Raw genomic sequence first — 14,883 nt, forward strand, 5'->3', positions numbered from 1 at the left:
GTTCATTCTCCGTTGGGGGCCAGCGCCCCCTCCAATTCCCGGGCCGGGGCCTCGGCGCCCAGGTAGGCCTGCTGCACGGCGGGGTCGGCCGCGAGATCGGCGGCATTGCCTTGCAGCACCACGTGGCCGTGCTGCAGCACATAGGCCCGGTCGGCCAGCTCCAGCGCGATGCGGGCATTCTGTTCGACCAACAGGATGGTCTGGCCGGACGCCTTCCAGCGGAACAACACCTCGTAGACGGCATCGACGAATTTCGGCGACAGGCCCATCGACGGTTCGTCGATGCAGACCAGCCGCCCGCGCCGCAGCCACGCGCGGCCCAGGGCCAGCATCTGCTGTTCCCCGCCCGACAGGGTGCCGGCCAGTTGGCCGCGCCGCTCGGCCAGGCGCGGGAAGGCCTGGAACACCTCGTCCAGGTCGGCGGCCACGGCGGCCTTGTCGTGGCGCCGCGGGTAGGCGCCCAGCAGCAGGTTCTCGCGCACCGTCATGTCCGGAAAGACGCGGCGCCCCTCGGGCACGCTGGCCACGCCGAGATCGATGACTTCGGCGGGCGCCAGGCCCTGGATCTCGCGTCCGTCCAGCAGGACGCGGCCGCTGGACGGGCGGGCCAGGCCCAGCACCGACTTGAGGGTCGTGGACTTGCCCGAGGCGTTGCCGCCCAGCACGGAGACGACCTCGCCGGGCTGGACGTGAAGGCTGACGCCGAACAGGGCCTGGACGGCGCCGTAGTGCACGTCGACGGCGTCCAGCTGCAGCAACGGGGGGGAAGTGGGTAGCTCAGCCAAGATGGGCATCCGAGTTGACCGGCCGCCTGCGCGCGCGGCCGAGGTAGGCTTCGACGACTTCGGGATGGTCCAGGGCCTCGGCTGGCGTGCCGGTGGCCAGTATCCGCCCCTGGTTGAGGACGATGGCGTGATCGGCGATGCGGCGCACCAGCGACAGCTTGTGCTCGACGACCAGGATGCCGAGCTGGGGCTGTTCCGCGCGCAGCGCGAGCAGCAGGTCGGTGAGTTCGGCGGTCTCGCTGGGGTTCATGCCGGCCGCCGGTTCGTCGAACAGCACGAAGCGCGGCCGGGCCGCCAGCACGCGGGCCAGTTCCAGGCGCCGGCGGTTCGCGTACGAAAGACTGTAGGCCGGCTGGTCGCGCCGTGGCCAGAGCCGTTCGCCGAAGCGTTGCAGGGCCGCGCGGGCGCGCTCCTGCGCCTGGGCGCGGCGGCGGCGCCAGGCGGGCAGGCCGAGCAGTTCGCCGGCGATCTCGGTCAACGGATCGACCAGCCGCGCGGATCCCGTACGGCCCAGCAGCCCGGCCTGGGTGCCCAGCATCACGCTGTCCCACACGCTCAGGGCGGGGAACACGCGCGAGGTCTGGAAGCTGCGGCCCAGGCCCAGCCGGGCGATGCGCTCGGGGGCCAGTCCGTCTATGCGGCGGCCGTCCAGGAAGACATGTCCCGACGACGGCTTCTCGACCCCGCTCAGCAACTGGATCAGGGTCGACTTGCCCGCGCCGTTGGGGCCCACCAGCGCCACGGTCTGTCCCGGACCGACGGTGAAGCTGACGTCGTCCACCGCCTTGACGCCGCGGAAATGGCGGCTCAGGCGTTCCACCCGCAGTCCTCGTTGTTCATCGCGAGTCGTCATATCAGTCGTTCATGGCAAAGGGGAGTCCGTTGCGACGTGTGTTCCGATCGAGGGCACAGCGGATCCGGCTTTGCCGGTCCGCCAGTGCCGCCCCCTTGAGGGGGCGCGCGTAGCGCGTAGGGGGTGGGTTTCATCTTGCTCCCAGGAGGCCATGCGGGCGCAGGCGCAGCATGATCAGCAGCGCGACCCCGTAGGCCACCATGCGCCATTCGGCGAAGGGCCGCAGCAGTTCGGGCAGCAGGGTCAGCGCGAAGCCCGCCAGCGCCGCGCCGGTCAGGTTGCCCAGGCCGCCCAGCACCGCGATGGTCAGCAGCAGGATGGAGGCGCTGACGGTGAAGCTCTCGGGACTGACCACGCTCTGCACATAGGCGAACAGGCCGCCCGCCAGACCCGCCAGCAGGCCGGAACAGGCGAAGCCCACGAGCAGGTAGCGGCGCACCGGCAAGCCGGCGGTGTGCGCGGCCAGCCTGTCCTCGCGTATGCCGCGCCAGGCCCGGCCCACGCCGGAGTCCAGTAGGCGCTGCGCCAGGAACAAGGCGATCCCGGCCACGGCCGCCACCAGCCAGAACTTGCCGGCCAGGCTCGACAGCGGCAGTCCACCCAGCAACGCCAGCCTGGGCGCGGGGATGCCGATGAACCCCATGGGGCCGCGCGTGACGTCCAGCCAGCTCATGAACACCAGGTAGCCGATCTGCCCGACGGCCAGCGTACCCAGCGCGGCCGTATGGCCGCTGAGCTTGAGCAGGGGCAGGGCGGCCACCACGGCCACACAGGCGGTGACCGTGGCGGCGCCGATCAGCGCGGCCTCGGCCGGCCAGCCGAAGTTGCGGGCCAGCAGTCCCACCGCGTAGGCACCCACGCCGTAGAAGGCCGTGTGCCCGATGGACAGCACGCCCAGCGCGCCCGAGACCAGCGTGACGCTGGCCACCAGCAGCGCGAAGATCATGGCGTAGACCACGGCCTGCAGGAAATAGGCGTTCTGCGTGAGCGCCGGCAGCAGCGCCAGCACGGCTGCTGCCGCCAGGAAGCCCCAGGGCGGGAGTTCCCAGGCGCGCACGGCGCCGCGCTGGCTCGAGGACGAGGCCAGCACGCTGGTGGTCGGCATGGCGCCCGCCGCGCCGCTGGCGCCGCCCAGCGCGTCCAGGCGTCGGTCGCCCAGGAGCCCGTGCGGCCGGAACACCAGGAAGACCAGCACCAGGCAGAAGGCCACCAGGTCGCGTGATCCTTCGCCGATGTAGGCGCTGGCCAGCGTTTCCACCACGCCCAGCAGCAGGCCGCCCAGCACCGCGCCGGGCGTGCTGGTCAGGCCGCCCAGCAGCGCCGCCGCGAAGCCCTTCAGGCCAAAGGGCAGCCCCATCTGCGGGAATACGCTCTTGAAATAAAGCGCGACCAGCACGCCGCTCAAGGCGCCCAGCGCGCCGGCCAGGGCGAAGGCCAGTTGCCGCACGCTGCCGGTGCGCACGCCCAGCTGCGCCGCGGCGTCGCGGTCCTGCGCGGTGGCGCGCAGCGCGCGGCCCCACCACGAGCGCGACAGGAACAGCGTCAGGGCCAGCGTGGCCAGCGCGCCGAAGCCGAAGATCAGCAGGTCGGTGCTGGTGATGTAGGCGTCGCCGAAGTAGTAGGTGGCTTCATCGAACGACACGGGGAAGGACTGGCTCTCGGGCGACCAGATGATCTCGGCCAACTGTTCGATGATGAGGCTGATCGCCAGGGTGGACAGCACGGGGGCGATGTAGGGCGCGTTCTCCAGGGGGCGCAGCGCCACCCGTTCGAGCAGCATGCCGAGCAGCGCGACGATGAGCACCGATCCGGTGGCCGCGACGGGCAGCGGCAGTTGCAGCACGGCCACGCCGGTGAAGGCGATGAAGGCGCCCAGCATGAACAGCGCGCCCTGCGCGAAATTGATGAGGTTGGAAACGCCGAACACCAGCGAGAAGCCGAGCGCGATCAGGGCGTAGACCTGGCCGATGGCCAGGCCGTTCAGAATCTGGCTGGCGAATAATTCGAGCATGGGAATGAGTGCGGTGGCCGGAAAAGGCTGCGCCGGCCGCGCCGTGAGGCGGGCCGGCGGCAGGCGCTGAAGGAAATTACTTGCTCAGTTGGAATTCGCCGTTGCGGATCACCAGGAAAGTGGGCGCCTTGCGGACGTTGCCGTTCTCGTACTTGGTCACGCCGGTCACGCCCTCGTAGGGAGGGCCTCCCGCCAGTTCGTCGCGCACGCTTTGCCCGGTCAGCGGCTTGCCCGATTGCACGACACGGCGGATGGCGGCCACGCCCACGCCGGCCGCGTCATAGGCCAGCGCGGCGAACTGGTCGGGCGTACGGTTGTACTTGGCGCGATAGGCATCGGTGAAGGCCTTCTTGGACGGATCGCCGGCGAAGAAGATGCTGTGGACGACCACGCCCTCGGCGGCCTTGCCCGCCAGCTCGATGAACTTGGGCGATGTCAGCGGCACGCCGCCGCCCACCGGGATGTCGACGCCGGCCTGGCGCAGTTGCTGGATGAAGATCGAGGCTTCCTGATAGGGCAGGGCCAGGAAGACGCCGTCGGGCTTGAGCGACTTGATCTTGCTGACCAGCGGCCGGAAGTCACGGGCGCTGGGCATCACGGCCTCGGTCAGCAGTACCTTGCCGCCGTCCTTCTCGATCGCGGCCGAGGTGGCCTTGACGGTGAACAGGCCCCAGTCGTCCTGCGAGTACGGGATGACGATGCGGTTGGCCTTGAGCTGCTTGTGGATGGTGTCGGCGTTGTACTGGGCCAGCACGTCGTCGGTATTGTTCTGCCGGAACTGATACGGGCTTTGCTTGCTGAAGTCCGGGTGCGACGAGGTGGGGCTGATCTGGGCGATCTTCGCCTCGGTGAAGATGGGCGCCGCCGCCAGCGACGCCGTGGTCGACCAGGAACCGATGGCCAGCACCACGCCGGGCGTGGCCACGATCTTGCGCGCCACGGTGGCCGCTTCCTGCGGCGAATTGCGGTCGTCCTCGACCACCAGCTTGACCGGGCGGCCGTTGACGCCGCCGTCGGCATTGACCTTGTCCAGATACAGCTCGACGGCGTTCTTGAAGCTCGTGCCGTATTCGGCGAAGTTGCCGGACAGATGGGTGAACAGGCCGATGGTGATCGGCGGTTCCGCGGCCAGGGCGGGAGCGGACAGCAGGCCGGAGACGGCAGTGGCCGCCAGCAGGCGGCGGAAGGGGAGTCGCGTCGGCACGTTGATTCTCGGTCGTTGATGAAAGAAAACGGCACCGCAACGTCGAGATCGGCGCGTTGTGGCTCGACGCAAACGTTATGCTTTCATCAACAAAACATCAACGTATTGTTACTAATAAGCTTATATCGCCAGGACGGCATCCAGCAGGCCCGCGCGCCAGGCCAGCCAGGCCAGGGCGATCACGGCCAGCGCGATGGCGACGCCCCAGGCTTTGCCGTGCCGTTCGGCGAAGGGATCGCGCAGGTTGCGCCCCGCGTCCGGCGGGATGCGGGCCATGCGCGACAGCGAGCCGCCCAGCTTGACGTTGATCTTCATGCGGCCATTGATAGCCCAGCCGCTGGCATCCAGCAGCGGGCCCAGACTGCGCTGGCGCAGCTTGAGCCATGCGATGAGCACGCTGGGACCGGAAATACTCAGGACGATGCCCAGCAACGCCACCGGTATCCACCAGCCCAGGTCCACGAACTTGGTGAAGACCGCCACCAGCACCGTGCTGATGCTGCCCAGGGCGACGCCCAGGGCGGCCACGGTCCCGACGTCGACCTTGCCCGGCGTGGCGGGCCGGGCATCGCCGTCCTTCCTGTCGGCGGTGACCAGGTTGGCCGCCAGCGAGCCCAGCTTGCCCTGCGCCGCCGCGTCGCTGGCGGCGGCGCGCTTGGCCACCTGTTCCTCGATCATGCGCACGAACTTCTTGTACGGCGAGAAGAAGGCCTGCGCGATGCTGGTGGGATTCTCGATGATCTTGACGATGGTGGCGTCCCAGTCCCGGCCCTGGCGGTCGTAGAACACGCCGTTGCGGCCGACGAAAAGAAAGTCCACGTCGCCCGCCGTGATCGCCGCCACGATGGTGATCTTCTCCCCTGGCCGGCGGCAATCGCAATAGACGAGGTAGGCCTTGGCCAGGCCCGCCAGCGCGGCATGGCGCGCGGCGTCGTCGACGCGTACCGTCAGTTCGCAGCTGCGCGCGTCCAGGTACAGGGTGCCGGCCTGGAAGACCGCTCCCTCGCGGCGGTAGAAGTCCTTGAACGAGACGAAGTTGTCGAGCAGGTGGACGAGGTCGCGCTGGAAGCGCAGCAGCTTTTCCAGATCACCCATGCGCGTGGTGCGCGGTTCGATCTTCTCGTCGGCGTCGAGCAGGGACTTGATCGCGGCCTCGGTGCCTTCGTCCAGCATGGCCATGAGGTCCGCCATGGCCAGGGCGTCGAGCCTTGTCGCGGGCTTGGCGGCCAGCCAGTTGCGCGCCGGTTCGAGCCGTGTGGTCAACTGCACCCAGGCCGGTTCCGCCAGGGTGTCGAGCGTCGTGCCCAGCAGGGGCTCGGCGGCGCGGACGCGGAAGGTATCGAGCGCCTGGGCCCAGGCGGGATTGACGCCTTCGCGCAGCGGCAGCGGACGGTCGGCCGCGATGGTCGCCAGCGGCAGTTGGGCGATGCGGTCGGAACCCAGCGTCAACGCTTCGTCGTACAGCTTGCGGTATTCCTCTTGCGACGGATTCAGGGCCAGGGCCGCGCGGCGATCGTAGGCCGCCAGGCGGCAGCGCGCGTAATAGTCGTCGATCTTGGCTTGCACCGCGTTCACGGCCTGGACCGCCGCGAGGGTATCGTCGCCCAGCGGCACGACCGAGGGGTCGCCCGCCACCTTGTCGCGCCATTGCCGGATCGCCGCGGCCTCGGCGAAGAAGGCCTCGACACGCGCCCGGTCTATGCCCGGCCTGGCGTCCAGGCCCTCCACGCTGCCGTGGGTTTCCATGATGTGGCGGATGGCCGCGCGAGCCGCGGGCGTCTCCGCGGTTTCTTCCGTGATGATGCCATCGCCGTTGAAGCGCATGGCCGCCAGCAGGCGGCTGCGGTCGGCGACATCGGCCAGGCCGATGACGTCGCCCGGCTTGCGCAGCAATTGCAGGATGTGGCGGGCTTCCTCGGCCAGTTGCGCGCCTGGATCGCCGTCGGACAAGGCTTGCAGCGCCAGTGTGTCGCCGCCTTCCAGCAGCCGGTCCGGATCGCGTAGCCGTTCGCATGTCCAGCGGCAGGCGGCCAGTAGTTCCGGAGGCCGGATGCGGCCATCGGCATCGGTATCGATCAGGTCCAGGGTGCGGGGATCGAACTCGATGCCGCGCGTGGGGCAGGCCAGCGCCACCCACAGTTTCTGGTCCAACTGGTCGAGATGGCACACATCGGCGCCCGAGCGGATCGATACCTGGTCGACGCCGCCCGCGCGGAAGAATTGCCAGGCATGTTCCATGTACGGCCGGCTCCGGGGCGAGTCATGCGGATGGGTCCCGCGCCCTTCGCATTTTTCATGCCTTGCCGTGGATCAAGGCATGGAACTGGCCGTTCGTGCCGGCCTTACAGCAGCGACTGTCCGTATTCCAGCACCTGGTCGCAGACTTTCTCGGTGATCTGCTGCTTGAGCCCGCCGCCGCCCAGTTCCATCTTCTGTCCGCTGTTGCCGCCCAGGATGCCGCTCAGGCCTTCGCGATAGCCGGGATCGGACTGGGCCTGCTGTTCGCCGCCCAGCTTGCCGAGCAGCTTGTCCTTGACCGACGCGGCGCCGCCGCCCAGGTAGTTGTTCTTGGCGCAATAACTCAGGATGCCCGTGATGTTGCCGGTGCCGACCGAGCCCAGCGACGGCATGGATGCGCCACCCAGGCCCCCCAGCAGCGAGCTTCCGCCGCCCGAGGATTGCTGGCCGCCACCACCGCCCAGCGCGCCCTTGACGGAATCCAGGAGCTGGGCCTGGGCGGTGGCGGCTCCGAGGAGCAATCCCAGGGCCAGGGCGGCGAGACGGGGGGCGGTGGTCGACATGTTTGATCTCCTTGACGGCTTGGATGGTCCGGCGCGGGCCCGGGGCCCGTGGCTGGAAGCTGCTCAAGCGTATACCAGGACGGTGACGCGAACCAGTTGCCGATACCGATGCTGACAACAGGTTGCCGATCCCGATCCTGACAAGCGGCTGACATGCCGCATTTCCGGGATCCTGCCCCGTGCTCTACACTCGTCCGGCCCGCCCGAGCCACCCCTTACGCAACGGATTCCGCATCGTGTCTTCCGCCGCATCACGTTCCTCGCGTCCCCTCGTCATTGCCTCGGTGATGGCTTCCATGTTCATGATCGCGATCGAGGCCACCATCGTGGCCACGGCCATGCCGCAGATCGCCGGGGACCTGGGCGGGCTGAAGCTGTACAGCTGGGTGTTCGCGTCCTTCCTCCTGACCCAGACCGCAATGACCGTGGTCTTTGGCAAGCTCTCCGACATCTACGGCCGCAAGCCGATGATGCTGGCCGGCATTGCCGTGTTCCTGCTGGGTTCGGTGCTGGCGGGCTTCGCGTGGTCCATGCCCTCGATGATCGTCTTCCGGCTCATCCAGGGCATAGGGGCGGGCGCGATACAGCCGGTGGGCATGACCATCGTGGCCGACCTGTATCCGGTGCGCGAGCGTGGCAAGGTCCAGGGGTACCTGGCCAGCGTGTGGGCGATTTCCGGCGTGCTGGGGCCCATGCTGGGCGCGCTGATCATCCACCAGTTCTCGTGGGCATGGATCTTCTGGATGAACGTGCCGCTGGGTCTTCTCGCCACGGCGGGTTTCGTGTTCTTCCTGCACGAGGAGCGCGAACGGCGGCCGATGTCCATCGACGTGACCGGGGCCGCACTGTTCACGGCCACCGTGGCGGCGCTGATGATCGCCCTGACCGACGCCGGCGACGGCCTGGCCTCGCGCGCGTGGATGGCTGCGGGCGCCTTCGTCGTCTGCCTGGTGCTGTTCGTGCTGCAGGAGCGGCGCGCCGAGCATCCCGTCGTGTCCTTCGCCTTGTGGAGCCGGCGCCCGGTGGCCGCGGCGAACGTCGCGATGCTGCTGGGCAGCATGGTCATCATGGGGCTGACGACCTTCCTGCCCATGTACGTGCAGAGCGTGCAGCACCGCACGCCCGTGGTGGCGGGGCTGGCGCTGACCATGATCATGGTGGGCTGGCCGCTGGGGTCCACCGTGGCGGCCAAGGTGTTCCCGCGCTACGGCCTGCGGCCCATGCTGCTCCTGGGCAGCATACTCGTGCCCATCGGGGCCTGTGCGTTCCTGCTGCTGAGGCCGGACAATTCGCCGGTGCTGGCGGGCGCGGGCTCGCTGATCGTGGGCCTGGGCATGGGCTTCATGGGCGTCTGCTCGCTGGTGCTGATCCAGGAGATCGTGGATGTGTCCGATCGCGGCAGCGCGACGGCTTCCAACATCTTCGCGCGCAACCTGGGCAGCACCCTGGGCGCCACCGCGCTGGGCGCGGTATTCAACTTCGGGCTGGCGCGGGCCACCAGCGACGCGCCCATCTCCTCCGAACAGCTCAAGCACGCGCTGGAGTCCGCCGGCGCGAACCCCGTCATCCAGGCCGCCATGCAGGACTCCTTGCACATGACGTTCTGGGCGGTGTTGGTCATCTCGCTGCTGGTGATGGCGGCCACGGTCTGGATTCCTCCGACTTCCGTGGGCCGCGTCAGCCGTTCCGCCGCCAAGATGTAAGCGTCGGCATCGGCGCCGGCAACCGGCAACGGCGCCGGGAACGCCGGCGGCCTTCGGCCCTCGGCCCCGGTGCGGGGGCGCATCCGGGCTCGTCCATGTTCGGGATGCCGTCCGCGCGGCGCGTGGATGTTACGGCCTGTGAGGCCGATGGCGCCTTCTCGCATACATACGGCAACCCGGCGCGCCGCCTGGTTTTGGCAGGATGGTGGCACAGGAACCCCATTTGGAGATTGCCATGAAACGAAGCTATGTCCCCGCCGTGGGCGCCTGCCTGATCGCGATGGCGTCGGCCGCGATGGCGCAGGCCCCGCAGCAGGCCCCCGCGCCCGATCCCTCGCAAGGCGCGATGCCCGCGCAGCCCCAGCCCGCGGCCAACGTGTCGGACGATCAACTGCGCAAGTTCGTGAGCGCGGCCCAGAAGGTGGCCATGATTTCGCAGGAGTACACGCCTCGGCTGAACTCCGCGACGGACGCCGCGTCGCAGCAGCAGGTGCACAAGGAGGCCGACGACAAGATGGTCGACGCCGTGCATCGCGAAGGCTTGACGGTGGACGAGTTCAACGGCATCGGTCAGGCCGTCGAGCAGAATCCCAGCCTGGCCCAGCGCGCGCGCGACATGGCCAAGTAAGGGCATCGCGGGCATGCGCCCGCGATGTTCACGAGCGGTCAGCCGAACAGCTTGTTGGCAGTACGGGCCACCAGTTCCCCCTGGAAGCGCGCGCCCGCCAGATCGGCCGCCGAGGGCTGGCGCGAGCCGTCGCCCCCGGCGATGGTGGTCGCGCCATAGGGCGCGCCGCCGACGATCTCGGTCAGGGTCATCTGGCCCTGGTAGCTGTACGGCAGGCCCACCACCACCATCCCGAAGTGCAGCAGGTTGGTGATGATGGAGAACAGCGTCGTCTCCTGGCCTCCATGCTGCGTGGCGGTGGAGGCGAACGCCGCGCCCACTTTCCCGTTCAACGCCCCGCGCGCCCACAGGCCGCCGGTCTGGTCCAGGAAGGCGGCCATCTGCGAGGACATGCGCCCGTAGCGCGTGCCGGTGCCGATGACGATGGCGTCGTAGTTTTCCAGCTCGGCCACCGTGGCCACCGGCGCGGCCTGGTCCAGCTTGAAGTGGGCATTCTTGGCGACGTCGGCCGGCACGGTTTCCGGCACGCGCTTGACGTCCACCTGGGCGCCCGCGCTGCGCGCGCCCTCGGCAACGGCCTCGGCCATTTTCTCGATGTGGCCGTATGACGAGTAATAGAGAACCAGGACCTTGCTCATGGAACCTCCTCGGAGCGCTGCGTGGGCGACCCAGGTATTCATCCCATACGCCCGCCCGGCGTGCAAGCGGAAGATGTGTAATGAAGTGTTGCGCCTTCCTCAGGGCTTGAAGGCGCCGATGAAGATGGCCGGATCCACCCGCGCGTCGTTCAGGCTGACGTTCCAGTGCAGGTGGGGGCCGGTGGCGCGGCCGGTCGATCCGACCCGTCCCACTTCCTCGCTCCGCGCCACGTCCTGGCCCACGCGCACCCCGACCTCGGACAAGTGGCAGAACATGCTGATGAAGCCCTGGCCATGGTCGACGAACACGGTCTTGCCGTTGAAGAAATAGTCGCCCACCAGGACCACGCGTCCCGCGGCGGGCGCCTTGACCGGCGTGCCGGCGGGCACGGCGAAGTCCAGGCCGGAATGGGGATTGCGGGCTTCGCCGTTGAAGAAGCGCTGCAGTCCGAAGGGGCTGGACAGCCGGCCGCCGGCAACGGGGCGGTCCAGCATGACGTTGCTGGGGCCTTGCGGGCGGAAGGCGCGGTAGGCGGCCAGTTGCTCGGCGGTTTCCTTCTCGATGCGCGCGAGGTCGGCCGGGTCCGGGTTGACCTGGCGCTTGTTCTTGAGCTTGATGTGCTGGGCGACGTAGGTTTTGGTTCCCACCTGGAAATCCAGCGTGCGCGTTCCTCCTTCCTCCTGCACCGCCAACCGCTGCGTGCCCGGCTTGGTGCCGAGCGGAATGCCGACGACGGCGATCCATTGTCCGCCGTCGTCGCGCAGCACCATCGTCCTGCGGTCCAGATAGGTCGCCACCGGCGCGGCGGGACCGTCGCCCAGCGCGACGACCGCCACGCCGCCCGGCACGGGCTTGTTCAGCAGGCGGGTAATGAAGCTTTCGGCGTGGACAGGGGCGGCGGCGCACAGGGCAACCACCCACAGCAGGCGGCGGGCAAGCATGGCGGGCATGGGAGGTACGAGGAAAGGCATTGCCCCAAGCGTACAGGCTCCCACCGTTTCCCCGCAAACGGGCCCGCTAGTCGGCGTCCAGTTCCCGGTAGTGGCGGAAGATGCCGTCGCCCCAGGGCAGGCGCCGTCCGCTTGTCAGATAGGCCTGGAGTTCCGGCAGGCCGCCGACGCGCGCGTGCAGCGCCATCACGCCGGGATGGGCGCGCGCCAAGGCCGCCATTCGCCGGGGGAACGCGTAAAGCAGGCCGTCGACCAGGTGGTAGAGCGACAGGTCGGCATAGGTCCAGCGGTCGCCGCCGCCGACCCAGTCGCCGCGGCGGGCCAGCACGCGTTCGAAGTAGCCCAGGAACTTCGGCATGCGCTGGCCGCGGAAGTCGCCGGCGCGCCGCAGCGCTTCCGCCTTCTGTTCGTCGTAGTAGAGGCCGGAGGCGATGGGGTGATGGACGTCGTGGGCCTCGGCCACCATGTCGGCGATGGTCAGCTGGATCTGGTTGATCCACAGCCGGCCCGCCAGGTCGCCCGGCGCGAGGCCATGGCGTTCGCCCAGGAACAGGAGGATGTTGGCCGTTTGCGAGATCGTCATGTCGCCGGCCACCAGATAGGGAGGCGCGAAGGGCGGGCTGTCGCGGTCGGCGGCCATGTCGGCCACCAGGTCCGAGGCCTGCACGCCGGGTTCGCGCGCGCATTCCCGATAGGGGATGCCGCCGGCTTCCAGCGCCAGCCGGACGAACTCGCCGCGTCCGGGTATGCCGTTCCAGTACCAGAACTCGTAGGTCATGCGGACTCCTTCGTGTCTAGAACTCCAGGCAGATCTTGCCGAAATGGGCGTGCGCCGCCTCGTGGTGGAAGGCGTCGGCGATCCGCTCCAGGGGGAAGCGCCGATCGATCACCGGGTGCAGCTCAATGGCTTCCAGGGCGCGCACCATTTCCTGCTGCTGCCGGCGGCTGCCCACGATCAGGCCTTGCAGGCGCGCCTGCTTGGCCATCAGCGCCGCCGTGGGGATTTCGCCGCTGCCGCCGGTCAGCACGCCGATCAGCGAGATGTGCCCCGCCACGCGCACGGCCTTGATGGACTGGGCCAGCGTGCCCGGGCCGCCGACCTCGATGACGTGATCCACGCCGCCGCCGGTCAGCTTGCGCACCGTGTCGCCCCACTGTGGATCGTTGCGATAGTTGATGACGTGGTCGGCGCCCAGGGCGCGGGCGCGCGCCAGCTTCTCGTCCGACGACGAGGTGATGATGACGGACGCGCCCATGGCCTTGGCCAGTTGCAGCGCGAAAATCGAGACGCCGCCCGTGCCCAGCGCCAGCACCGTGTCGCCCGCCTTGAGCCGGTCGTCGCCCACCAGCGCGCGCCAGGCCGTCAGCCCGGCCGTGGTCAGCGTGGCCGATTCGGCATGGTCGAGGTGGCGCGGCGCGCGCGTGAACCAGGTCGCCGGGCGGACGATGGCCTCGCGCGCGTAGCCGTCCACGCCGTCGCCGGGAACCGTGGAGAAATTGCCGATCCGGGCCTCGCCGTCCAGCCAGTGGGGAAAGAAGGTCGAGACCACGTGGTCGCCTTCGGCGAACTCCTCGACGCCCCGGCCCACCTGCTCGACCACGCCGGCGCCGTCCGCCATGGGGATGCGGCCGAAGTGGCGCTCGTCCGTACGCAGGGCGACGAGGTAGTCGTGGTAGTTCAGCGAACTGGCGTGCAGGCGCACGCGGATCTCGCCGGCGGCGGGGGAGCCGGGATCGGGCAGGTCGATCAGCTGGATATGGTCGAGCCCGCCGGGGGCTCCGAGCGCAACGGCTTTCATGACGGGTTCTCCTGGACGGGGTGCGGCGCGGGTTCGTATAAAATAACGCCGGGTGCTGCCGCTGTACATGCGGCAGCAGGTTCTGGGCATCGGTCGGGCCGCCGGTGCAGGATTGCCTTGGATGATTCCATGAACCGAAACGCCCCTAGCCGGCCCGTTCCGCGCGCCCAGGATCTTGCCGCCCGAGCCCTGCTCACGCTGGAAAGATTCCTTCACATCGAAGCCGTCAGCGGCATCGTGCTGCTGGCCGCCGCCGCCATCGCCCTGGTCTGGGCCAATTCCCCCTACGCTTCCGGCTACCACGCCCTGTGGCATGCGCCGCTGACCTTCGGCGTGGGCAGCCACGTCGTCTCGCAGTCCCTGCATTTCTGGATCAACGACGCACTGATGACGGTGTTCTTTCTCGTGGTCGGGATGGAGATACGGCGCGAGATCCACGAAGGCGCGCTGGCCAGCCTGGCCCAGGCGGCGCTGCCGCTGGCGGCCGCGCTGGGCGGCGTGGCGGTGCCGGCGCTGATCTATCTGGCGTTCAACGGCCAGGCACCGCAAAGCCAGGGCTGGGCCGTGCCGACCGCCACCGACATCGCGTTCGCGGTCGGCGTGCTGGCGCTGCTGGGCCGGTCCATTCCGGGCAGCGTGCGCATCTTCCTGCTGGCCCTGGCGATCATCGACGACATCGTCGCCGTGCTGATCATCGCGATGTTCTATTCCGGCGGACTGGACTACTCCGGCTTGCTGGTGGCCGCCGTGGGCATCGTGATGGTGCTGGCCCTGCAGCGGATGGGGGTGGGGACCGCCTACGCCTACGTGCTGCCAGGCGCGGTGCTGTGGATCGGCCTGTTGCAGACGGGCGCGCATCCCACGCTGGCGGGCGTCGTGCTGGGCCTGATGACGCCGGTGCTGCCCGCGCCGCGCCACGAGCATCCGCGGGACATCGTGCGCCGTGCCGCGGATTTCCTGGTGCGCGCGGGGTCGTCCGACACGGACGGCACGGCGGAGCAGGCGCGGCGGCTGCGATGGGCGCAGCGCGAACTGCTGGCGCCCGTGACGCGCGTGCAGATGGCCCTGCATCCGTGGGTGGCCTATGTCGTCATGCCGCTGTTCGCCCTGGCCAATGCCGGCGTCACGCTGGACGGCGTCGACCTGTCGGCGTCCTCGTCGCAGGCCGTCATGCTGGGCGTGGTGGCGGCGCTGGTGATAGGCAAGCCGCTGGGCGTGATCGCGGCCAGCTGGATCGCCGTCCGGCTGGGATGGTGCCGGCTGCCGCCCGGCGCCACGTGGAGCGGGGTCGCGCTGGTGGGATTGCTGGCGGGCATAGGCTTCACCATGTCCATCTTCATCGCCAACCTGGCGTTCGGCGACGAGAACCTGCTGGGAGCGGCGAAGCTGGGCGTGCTGACGGCATCGGCGGTGGCGGCCACGGCGGGGCTGGCGTGGGGCGCGATGCTGGCGGCCAGGCAGCGGCGCAAGGCGGAGCCGGCGCGGGAGGCGGGCGCCTCTTGAGGCCGGC

At 69.3% G+C, this 14,883-nt stretch carries 13 protein-coding genes; 3 read left to right on the forward strand and 10 right to left on the reverse strand.

Features of this window, described 5'->3' with window-relative positions; translation table 11 throughout:
• Window positions 1-2: 2 nt before the first annotated feature.
• The 6 genes from WKR98_RS12060 to WKR98_RS12085 all read right to left on the reverse strand — a co-directional run bounded on the left by WKR98_RS12060 (window position 3) and on the right by WKR98_RS12085 (window position 7,654).
• Window positions 3-785, reverse strand: coding sequence for an ABC transporter ATP-binding protein (locus WKR98_RS12060; protein WP_370282826.1), 783 nt, complete (start codon window positions 783-785; stop codon window positions 3-5).
• Window positions 778-1,638, reverse strand: coding sequence for an ABC transporter ATP-binding protein (locus WKR98_RS12065; protein ID WP_341433262.1), 861 nt, complete (start codon window positions 1,636-1,638; stop codon window positions 778-780). Before WKR98_RS12065 ends, WKR98_RS12060 begins: the two co-directional genes overlap by 8 nt.
• Window positions 1,639-1,768: 130 nt before the next feature.
• Window positions 1,769-3,649: an ABC transporter permease gene (locus tag WKR98_RS12070; protein WP_341433264.1), complete on the reverse strand. Its 1,881-nt coding sequence runs from the start codon at window positions 3,647-3,649 to the stop codon at window positions 1,769-1,771.
• A gap of 76 nt (window positions 3,650-3,725) precedes the next feature.
• Complete coding sequence (locus WKR98_RS12075; RefSeq protein ID WP_161567724.1) at window positions 3,726-4,853, reverse strand: ABC transporter substrate-binding protein; 1,128 nt, start codon at window positions 4,851-4,853, stop codon at window positions 3,726-3,728.
• Between the two features lie 120 nt (window positions 4,854-4,973).
• Window positions 4,974-7,091 carry a hypothetical protein gene (locus tag WKR98_RS12080; RefSeq protein ID WP_341433266.1) on the reverse strand — a complete coding sequence of 706 codons (2,118 nt, stop codon included), beginning with the start codon at window positions 7,089-7,091 and terminating at the stop codon, window positions 4,974-4,976.
• A gap of 104 nt (window positions 7,092-7,195) precedes the next feature.
• On the reverse strand, window positions 7,196-7,654 hold the full coding sequence (locus tag WKR98_RS12085; protein WP_124688322.1) for a DUF2501 domain-containing protein: 459 nt from the start codon (window positions 7,652-7,654) through the stop codon (window positions 7,196-7,198).
• A 287-nt stretch (window positions 7,655-7,941) separates the two neighbouring features.
• On the opposite strand from WKR98_RS12085, the gene WKR98_RS12090 reads away from it, so the two are divergent.
• Both WKR98_RS12090 and WKR98_RS12095 read left to right on the forward strand, forming a co-directional pair.
• Window positions 7,942-9,357: an MDR family MFS transporter gene (locus tag WKR98_RS12090; protein WP_124692248.1), complete on the forward strand. Its 1,416-nt coding sequence runs from the start codon at window positions 7,942-7,944 to the stop codon at window positions 9,355-9,357.
• A 235-nt stretch (window positions 9,358-9,592) separates the two neighbouring features.
• Window positions 9,593-9,985 (forward strand): DUF4168 domain-containing protein, encoded by a 393-nt coding sequence (locus WKR98_RS12095; RefSeq protein WP_124688323.1) that lies wholly within the window; start codon window positions 9,593-9,595, stop codon window positions 9,983-9,985.
• 38 nt (window positions 9,986-10,023) lie between these two features.
• Here the strand turns inward: WKR98_RS12095 and wrbA are convergent, their stop codons facing one another.
• From wrbA to WKR98_RS12115, 4 genes are all read right to left on the reverse strand, one after another.
• Complete coding sequence (gene wrbA / locus WKR98_RS12100; RefSeq protein WP_124688324.1) at window positions 10,024-10,623, reverse strand: NAD(P)H:quinone oxidoreductase; 600 nt, start codon at window positions 10,621-10,623, stop codon at window positions 10,024-10,026.
• 99 nt (window positions 10,624-10,722) lie between these two features.
• Complete coding sequence (locus WKR98_RS12105) at window positions 10,723-11,565, reverse strand: peptidoglycan DD-metalloendopeptidase family protein (protein WP_202865624.1); 843 nt, start codon at window positions 11,563-11,565, stop codon at window positions 10,723-10,725.
• A 76-nt stretch (window positions 11,566-11,641) separates the two neighbouring features.
• Window positions 11,642-12,352, reverse strand: a complete 711-nt coding sequence (locus WKR98_RS12110; protein ID WP_124688325.1) for a glutathione S-transferase — start codon at window positions 12,350-12,352, stop codon at window positions 11,642-11,644.
• 16 nt (window positions 12,353-12,368) lie between these two features.
• Window positions 12,369-13,373 (reverse strand): zinc-dependent alcohol dehydrogenase family protein, encoded by a 1,005-nt coding sequence (locus WKR98_RS12115; protein WP_341433271.1) that lies wholly within the window; start codon window positions 13,371-13,373, stop codon window positions 12,369-12,371.
• Window positions 13,374-13,502: 129 nt separating this feature from the next.
• On the opposite strand from WKR98_RS12115, the gene nhaA reads away from it, so the two are divergent.
• On the forward strand, window positions 13,503-14,876 hold the full coding sequence (gene nhaA / locus WKR98_RS12120) for a Na+/H+ antiporter NhaA (RefSeq protein ID WP_124688327.1): 1,374 nt from the start codon (window positions 13,503-13,505) through the stop codon (window positions 14,874-14,876).
• Window positions 14,877-14,883: the final 7 nt, after the last annotated feature.

The sequence above is a fragment of the Pigmentiphaga sp. YJ18 genome (genome assembly GCF_038066655.1).
Lineage (GTDB): Bacteria > Pseudomonadota > Gammaproteobacteria > Burkholderiales > Burkholderiaceae_B > Pigmentiphaga.

Bases quoted from the DNA above. Each gene is read 5' to 3' on its own strand.
- WKR98_RS12065 (WP_341433262.1), bottom strand. From the start codon at position 1,638: ATGACGACTCGCGATGAACAACGAGGACTGCGGGTGGAACGCCTGAGC.
- WKR98_RS12070 (WP_341433264.1), bottom strand. From the start codon at position 3,649: ATGCTCGAATTATTCGCCAGCCAGATTCTGAACGGCCTGGCCATCGGC.
- WKR98_RS12080 (WP_341433266.1), bottom strand. From the start codon at position 7,091: ATGGAACATGCCTGGCAATTCTTCCGCGCGGGCGGCGTCGACCAGGTA.
- WKR98_RS12085 (WP_124688322.1), bottom strand. From the start codon at position 7,654: ATGTCGACCACCGCCCCCCGTCTCGCCGCCCTGGCCCTGGGATTGCTC.
- WKR98_RS12090 (WP_124692248.1), top strand. From the start codon at position 7,942: ATGGCTTCCATGTTCATGATCGCGATCGAGGCCACCATCGTGGCCACG.
- WKR98_RS12095 (WP_124688323.1), top strand. From the start codon at position 9,593: ATGAAACGAAGCTATGTCCCCGCCGTGGGCGCCTGCCTGATCGCGATG.
- wrbA (WP_124688324.1), bottom strand. From the start codon at position 10,623: ATGAGCAAGGTCCTGGTTCTCTATTACTCGTCATACGGCCACATCGAG.
- WKR98_RS12105 (WP_202865624.1), bottom strand. From the start codon at position 11,565: ATGCTTGCCCGCCGCCTGCTGTGGGTGGTTGCCCTGTGCGCCGCCGCC.
- WKR98_RS12110 (WP_124688325.1), bottom strand. From the start codon at position 12,352: ATGACCTACGAGTTCTGGTACTGGAACGGCATACCCGGACGCGGCGAG.
- WKR98_RS12115 (WP_341433271.1), bottom strand. From the start codon at position 13,373: ATGAAAGCCGTTGCGCTCGGAGCCCCCGGCGGGCTCGACCATATCCAG.
- nhaA (WP_124688327.1), top strand. From the start codon at position 13,503: ATGAACCGAAACGCCCCTAGCCGGCCCGTTCCGCGCGCCCAGGATCTT.